The organism is Actinosynnema sp. (genome assembly GCF_052038725.1).
On the sequence record NZ_JBQGCX010000517.1, the window covers coordinates 1 to 6100 of the forward strand.

A 6100-nucleotide genomic window follows, 5' to 3' on the forward strand; every position below is an offset into this window, starting at 1 on the left:
CGGGCTGGCGGGCTGGCGGGCTGGCGCCTCCGCCCCGCGCCCCGTCGCCGATCGTGCGGCACCGCGCGCCGTGACCGCCGCCGCCCTGTGTCCTTCGCCACCGAGCCCCGCGGTTTCACGCCGGGGCGCGCGTGGGTAGCGCCGCGCGTCGCGGAGCAGCTCCCCCGCAGTTGATCACCCCTGCGGGGGAGACCGGTGGGGCGGTCGGGGAGGTCATCTGATCGACTTGCCCGCGCCGTCCCGCGCCGTCGCATATCGTCGCTGTGTGGAACGCCAGCTTTACGTGGTCGGCGACGTGCACGGCCACCTCGCCGAACTCACCCGCGCGCTCAACGCGGCAGGCCTCGTGGACGACTCCGGGGACTGGAGCGGCGGTGACGCGGAGCTGTGGTTCCTCGGCGACTTCGTCGACCGCGGTCCCGACGGGATCGGCGTCATCGACCTCGTCATGCGGCTCTCCGCGCAGGCGGGCGAGAGCGGCGGGCGGGTCGACTCGCTGGTCGGCAACCACGAGGTGCTGCTGCTCGGGATGCACCGCTTCGGCGACGAGGACGTGCCGGGCGCGCCCACCCCGCGCAGCTTCGCCAAGAGCTGGAACCTCAACGGCGGCCTGCGCAGCGACCAGGAGCGGCTCACCCCCGAGCACGTCGAGTGGCTGACCAGCCGCGACGTCGTGCACCTGGTGGACGACCACCTGCTCATGCACTCCGACACGCTCGCCTACCTGGAGTGGGGCGGCACCGTGGACGAGGTCAACGAGGCGGTCCGCGCGATCCTCACCGGCGACGACCTGGCGCAGTGGTGGGAGTGCTGGCGCAAGATGACCACCCGCTACGCGTTCCGGGGCCCCGAGGGCGGGGTCGTCGCGGGGGAGCTGCTCAAGCTCCTGGGCGGCGCCGAGATCGTGCACGGGCACAGCGTCTTCGCCGACCAGCTCGGCGTCATGCCCGAGGAGGTCGACGGCCCGCTGCGGTACGCGGACGACCGGGTCCTCGCGGTCGACGCGGGCCTGTACAGCGGCGGGCCGTGCCTGGTGGTCGAGCTGCGCTGAGGCCGGCGACCGGCCCCAGCGGGGACGGCGGGTCAGGGGCGGTCGACGATGACCTTGCCCAGCGGCATCAGCGACACCGGGATGAGCTTGAAGTTCGCGATGCCCATCGGGATGCCGATGATCGTGACGCACAGGGCGACACCGGTCACGATGTGCCCGATCGCCAGCCACCACCCGGCGAAGACGATCCAGATGATGTTGCCCAGGAGCGAGGCGGCCCCGGCGTCGTGCCGGTCGACCACGTCCCGGCCGAACGGCCACAGCGCGTAGTTGGCGATGCGGAACGAGGCGAGCCCCCACGGGATCGTCACGATGAGGACGCAGCAGATCACCCCCGCGATCGCGTAACCGACCGCGAGCCAGAAGCCGCTGATCACCAGCCAGATGAGGTTAAGCACGAGGCGCATACCACCATCCTGCCCGATTAAGCTCACCCATCGTGCTGAAAACAGTTCGCTGGGGAATCGTCGCCACGGGTGGCATCGCCGATGTCGTCACCGCCGATCTGCTCGCCCTGGAGGGCTCCGAAGCCCTCGCGGTCTCCTCCCGCAAGCTCGAACGGGCCGGGGAGTTCGCCACCAAGCACGGCATCCCCCGCGCGTACGGCAGCGTGGCGGAGCTGGTCGCCGACCCCGACGTGGACGTCGTCTACGTCGCCACGCCGCACGCCCAGCACCGGTCCGCCGCGCGCCTCGCGCTGGAAGCGGGCAAGCACGTGCTGTGCGAGAAGCCCATGACGCTCACCGTCGAGGACACCCGCGAGCTGGTCGAGCTGGCCCGCGAGCGGGGCCTGTTCCTCATGGAGGCCGTCTGGACCAGGTTCAACCCGCTCATCCGCCAGGTCCGCGCCGCCGTCGCGGACGGCGAGATCGGCGACGTGCGCAGCGTGCGCGCCGACTTCGGCTTCGCCCTGCCGTTCGAGCCCGAGCACCGGCTGTGGAACCTGGAGCTCGGCGGCGGGTCCCTGATGGACCTCGGCCTGTACCCGGTCTCGATCGCCCAGATGCTGCTCGGCGACCCGACGACCATCCAGGTCACCGGCTCCCTCGCCCCGTCCGGGGTGGACGCCGAGGCCGCGCTGCTGCTCGGCTACGAGAGCGGCGCGCACGCGCTGCTCACCTCGACGCTGACCACCTCGCCCGGCTCCTGCGCGACGGTGTTCGGCACGAAGGGCCGCATCGACCTGCACCAGCCCGCGCACTGCCCGACCCGCGTCGTGATCAACGACGTGGAGCGCACCGCCGAGCTGGAGGGCTCCGGGTACGTGCCGCAGCTGCGCGAGGTGGCCGACCGGGTGCGCGCGGGCGACACCGAGAGCCCGGACATGTCCTGGGCGGACTCGCTGTCCATCGCGCGCGTGCTGGCCGAGGGCGTGGCGCGGCTGGGCGTGCGCTACCCGCAGCCGGACCGGGACGTCACCCCGCCCGCCGCGGGCTAGGCCCGAGCAGCGCCACCGCGACCCCCGTCACGGCCGCCACGGCGAGGTCGACCGCCCGGTCGACCGCGCGGTCGGCCCCGTGGTCGGGGGTCAGCAGGTGGCTGAGCGCCAGCCGGGTCAGCACGTCCGCCGCGAACGCGATCCGCGCGGGCGGCAGGTCCGGCCGGTGCCTGGCCAGGTGCGCGCCGACAACGGGCGCCACCAGGTCGAGCACCCAGCCGCCGCGCGTGGTGAGCATCGGCAGCATGTCGTCGGCGTCGGTGCCGGTGAGGACCGAGCGGGCCAGCGGGTCGAGCCGGGTGAGCGCGTGCACCTGCCGCACCGCCTCCGCGACCCCCTCCACCGCCCCCGGCGCGCGGGCCAGGCAGGCGCGGGCGGCGTCCACGAACTCGGCGGCCTTGACCAGCGCGACGGCCTCGACCAGCCGCTGCTTGTTGCCGTGCGCGTTGTAGACGGTCTGCCTGCTCACCCCGGCGCGCGAGGCGACGTCGGCGACCCGCAGCCCGCGCGCGCCGTGCTCGGCGACGAGCGCGGCGGCGGCGTCGATGATCGGGCCGGGGGGTTCGGCCGGGACGGCGGGGATCGGGGCGGTGGCGGGTTCCCAGCGGACGGGGCGGGGAGCGGTGGTCGCGCCCGAGGGGCTCACCGGGGTGGGGAGAGCCGCGGAGGGGCCCTCGGGGGAGGGCGGGTGCGCCGGGCACGGGGGCTGGTGCGCGGCGGGGCTTCCGGGTGGGGCGGGGTTGCCCTCGGGCGGGCGCGGCCCGGTGCCCGTGGCGAGCGGGCGGGCGTCGGTGCGGGCTAAGGGGACGGTCGGCTCGCCGCACGGGGCCTGGCGGGGGACCGGGGGCGCCGCGGCAGGCCGGAGAGCTCTCGCTGGTGTGGCCTCGGGGCGCGCGGTCCCGGAGAACTCGGTCACGACGGACAGTTTTGGCACGAGCGCGGGTCCCTTGTAAAGACACGTGATCACCCGGTTACCGGGTTGGTCGACCGGCCGAGTCCGATCACCGCCCCGCGACGCCGCTCCCCGGCCCGGCCGCGCCGGGCCCGGCCCGCGTCCCGCCCGTCGTGACCCCGCTCCCAAGCCCGCCGAACCGGGGTGGTCCGGCCCTAGAGTGGCCCCGTGCCGCTGACCATCGGTTTCGACCTGGACATGACCCTCATCGACCCCAGGCCGGGCATGGCCGCCGTGATGGAGGCGGTGCGCGCCGAGAGCGGCTACCCGATCGACGGCGCGCACTTCGCCGCCAACCTCGGCCCGCCCCTCGACGTCTCGTTCCGGGGTTACGGCGTGCCCGAGGAGGACGTCCCCGTCCTGGTCGCCCGCTTCCGCGCGCTCTACCCGGAGATCGTCATCCCGGCGACCGTCGCGCTGCCCGGCGCGGCCGAGTCGCTCGCCGCGGTGCGCGAGCTGGGCGGGACCGCGGTCGTCGTCACCGGCAAGTACCGGGCGAACGCGGCGCTGCACCTGGCCGCGTTCGGCTGGGAGGTGGACCACCTGTTCGGCGAGCTGTGGTCCACCGGCAAGGCCGAGGCGCTCAAGCTGCACGGGGCCTCGGTGTACGTGGGCGACCACGTGGGCGACGTGCGCGGCGCGAAGGCCGCGGGCGCGCTGTCCGTGTGCGTGGTCACCGGGCCGTGCGACGAGCGGGAGCTGGTCGAGGCGGGCGCGGACGTGGTCCTGCCCGACCTGACCGGATTCCCGGCGTGGCTGCGCGAGAACGCCGACCGGCTCCACGCGGCCGGGGACGCCGCCGGGGAAGTCGAGCGGCCGGCTTAGGCAAGCGCAGGCCCCGCCGGAGCAGCGGTCGGCCTGCCGGAGGAGCGTCAGCCCTGCCGCGTGCGGGGGCGCCTGGAGTCGCGGACCACCGTGATCACGCCGAGCGCCAGGCCCGCGGGCGAGCACAGCAGGCCGAGGGCGAAGACCCAGCCGGGGAGACCCGGCGAGCCGACGGCGAACATGGCGACGAGCGCCACGACGCCGATCGCGAACAGGCCCACTGCCAGCGGCATCATCCTCGCGGTCGTCATGCCACGAGGGTAGCCGCGACCGCGTCGCGCTTTTGGAGGTGCCCCGGTCGAGGCGTTCTGGCTACTCTGGTGAAACGCGTCCTGGGCACGCCCCTGGGCGCGTTCGCCATGTTGAAGCAAAGGGAACGGTGAGAGCGGTGCCGACCGGCAAGGTCAAGTGGTACGACTCGGAGAAGGGCTTCGGCTTCGTCACGCAGGACGGCGGCGAGGACGTCTACGTGCGGAAGTCCGCGCTGCCCGAAGGGGTCGACGCCCTCAAAGCCGGTCAGCGCATCGAGTTCGGCATGGCCGAGGGGCGCCGGGGGCCGCAGGCCCTGTCCGTGCGCCTGGTCGACCCGGCGCCGTCGGTGGCCGAGGCGCGCAGGCGCCCCGCCGACGAGCTGAACGTGGTGATCGAGGACATGATCAAGCTGCTGGAGCAGCGGGTCCAGCCCGAGCTGCGCCGCAGCCGCTACCCCGAGCGCAAGAGCGCCAAGCTCGTCGCCGACGCGCTGCGCGCCATCGCGCGGGACCTCGACCCGTAGACCCGCGCCCTGCGCAGACCCGCGTTGTGCGCAGACCCGCGTCCTGCGACGACCGGAGGCGTCATCCCCGAGGGGTGGCGCCTCCGCCGTCTCCGCCTCCGCCGTCTCCGGCAAGGAGCGGTCAGCCCCGCTGCCGGTCGTCCACGGACAGCACCCACGTGCCGCGCGCCACGAAGTCCACGGCGGCGGTCGTGCTGCCCTCGATGCGGGTGCCCAGCTGCTGCACCTCGACGCTCTCCAGCTGGTCGGTGTCGTCCGGCAGCTGGAGCGTGTACGCGTGCTGCGGGTTGTTCGGCGTGAACACCTTGCTGCGCATCGGCTCCTGCGTCACCCCGGCCGCGTCGCGGTAGGTGAACGCCACCGCCCACACGCTGTCGGCCAGCTGCGCGGGCACCGAGATCTGCACCGGCTTGCCCGGCCGCACCCGCAGCACGCCCGCCGCCGACGGGTCCACGTCGCAGTTCTCCGAGTCGAGGTCGCAGTACTGCGTCGGCGGGACCACGACGGTCCTGCCGTCGGCGTGGAAGGTCACCTCGGGGTGCGGGGGCGCACCGCAGCCGGTGGCCAGGAGCAGCGGCAACGCGGTGAGGACGACGGCTCGGCGCACGCCCCGAGCCTACGTGGTGCGCTCAGCCGTCCGCCGCACCGGCCCCGGCCCGTCGGTCCCCGCCCGGCCGGGTCAGCAGCGAGCGGCCCCGCGAGGCCAGCACCACCTGGGCCAGGCCGAGCGCGAGCAGCAGCGAGAGGACCGCGAACCCGATCCACTGCTCGGTGGGCAGCAGCACCCCCAGCGCGCCGCCGAGCACCCAGCCCAGCCGCAGCAGCGCCTCCGGCCGCACGAGCGCGGCCGACCGCTCCGGCAGCCCGTCCCGCGCGACCGCGTCCAGGGTCGCCTTCGCCAGCGTCCCCGCCGCCGCCCCGACCAGCCCGACCACCGCCACCGTCGCCAGCCCCGGCAGCGCCGCCGCCAGCAGCGCCGAGGCCAGCGCCGCGCAGACGCAGCCGATCAGCACCCGGTCCGGCGGGCCCGCCGGGAGCCGCGCGCCGAGCACGCCGCCC

8 protein-coding genes and 1 pseudogene are annotated in these 6100 nt (G+C 74.8%); 4 read left to right on the forward strand and 5 right to left on the reverse strand.

What is annotated here, in order from left to right:
* Positions 1-265: 265 nt before the first annotated feature.
* Entirely contained in the window at positions 266-1051 is a 786-nt protein-coding gene (locus tag ACTUAL_RS10305) for a metallophosphoesterase (protein ID WP_177154478.1), read from the forward strand.
* Positions 1052-1083: 32 nt separating this feature from the next.
* Here the strand turns inward: ACTUAL_RS10305 and ACTUAL_RS10310 are convergent, their stop codons facing one another.
* The gene (locus tag ACTUAL_RS10310) at positions 1084-1458 is read right to left on the reverse strand and encodes a YccF domain-containing protein (RefSeq protein WP_096491313.1); all 375 of its coding nucleotides are present in this window, start codon (positions 1456-1458) and stop codon (positions 1084-1086) included.
* 32 nt (positions 1459-1490) lie between these two features.
* Between ACTUAL_RS10310 and ACTUAL_RS10315 the strand changes: the two genes are divergently transcribed.
* Entirely contained in the window at positions 1491-2489 is a 999-nt protein-coding gene (locus ACTUAL_RS10315) for a Gfo/Idh/MocA family protein (protein WP_096491314.1), read from the forward strand.
* Here the strand turns inward: ACTUAL_RS10315 and ACTUAL_RS10320 are convergent.
* Positions 2467-3135, reverse strand: coding sequence for a TetR family transcriptional regulator (locus ACTUAL_RS10320; protein ID WP_440900111.1), 669 nt, complete (start codon positions 3133-3135; stop codon positions 2467-2469). The genes ACTUAL_RS10315 and ACTUAL_RS10320 overlap by 23 nt on opposite strands.
* Positions 3136-3609: 474 nt before the next feature.
* On the opposite strand from ACTUAL_RS10320, the gene ACTUAL_RS10325 reads away from it, so the two are divergent.
* Positions 3610-4266, forward strand: a complete 657-nt coding sequence (locus tag ACTUAL_RS10325) for an HAD family hydrolase (RefSeq protein ID WP_096491317.1) — start codon at positions 3610-3612, stop codon at positions 4264-4266.
* 47 nt (positions 4267-4313) lie between these two features.
* Here the strand turns inward: ACTUAL_RS10325 and ACTUAL_RS10330 are convergent, their stop codons facing one another.
* Complete coding sequence (locus tag ACTUAL_RS10330; RefSeq protein WP_096491318.1) at positions 4314-4517, reverse strand: hypothetical protein; 204 nt, start codon at positions 4515-4517, stop codon at positions 4314-4316.
* 137 nt (positions 4518-4654) lie between these two features.
* Here ACTUAL_RS10330 and ACTUAL_RS10335 point away from each other — a divergent pair, with 137 nt between their 5' ends.
* On the forward strand, positions 4655-5041 hold the full coding sequence (locus ACTUAL_RS10335) for a cold-shock protein (protein WP_096491319.1): 387 nt from the start codon (positions 4655-4657) through the stop codon (positions 5039-5041).
* A gap of 121 nt (positions 5042-5162) precedes the next feature.
* Here the strand turns inward: ACTUAL_RS10335 and ACTUAL_RS10340 are convergent, their stop codons facing one another.
* Both ACTUAL_RS10340 and ACTUAL_RS10345 read right to left on the reverse strand, forming a co-directional pair.
* Positions 5163-5648, reverse strand: coding sequence for a DUF2771 family protein (locus tag ACTUAL_RS10340; protein ID WP_096491320.1), 486 nt, complete (start codon positions 5646-5648; stop codon positions 5163-5165).
* Between the two features lie 22 nt (positions 5649-5670).
* Positions 5671-6100 (reverse strand): annotated as a pseudogene (locus ACTUAL_RS10345) (MFS transporter); the annotation flags it as partial.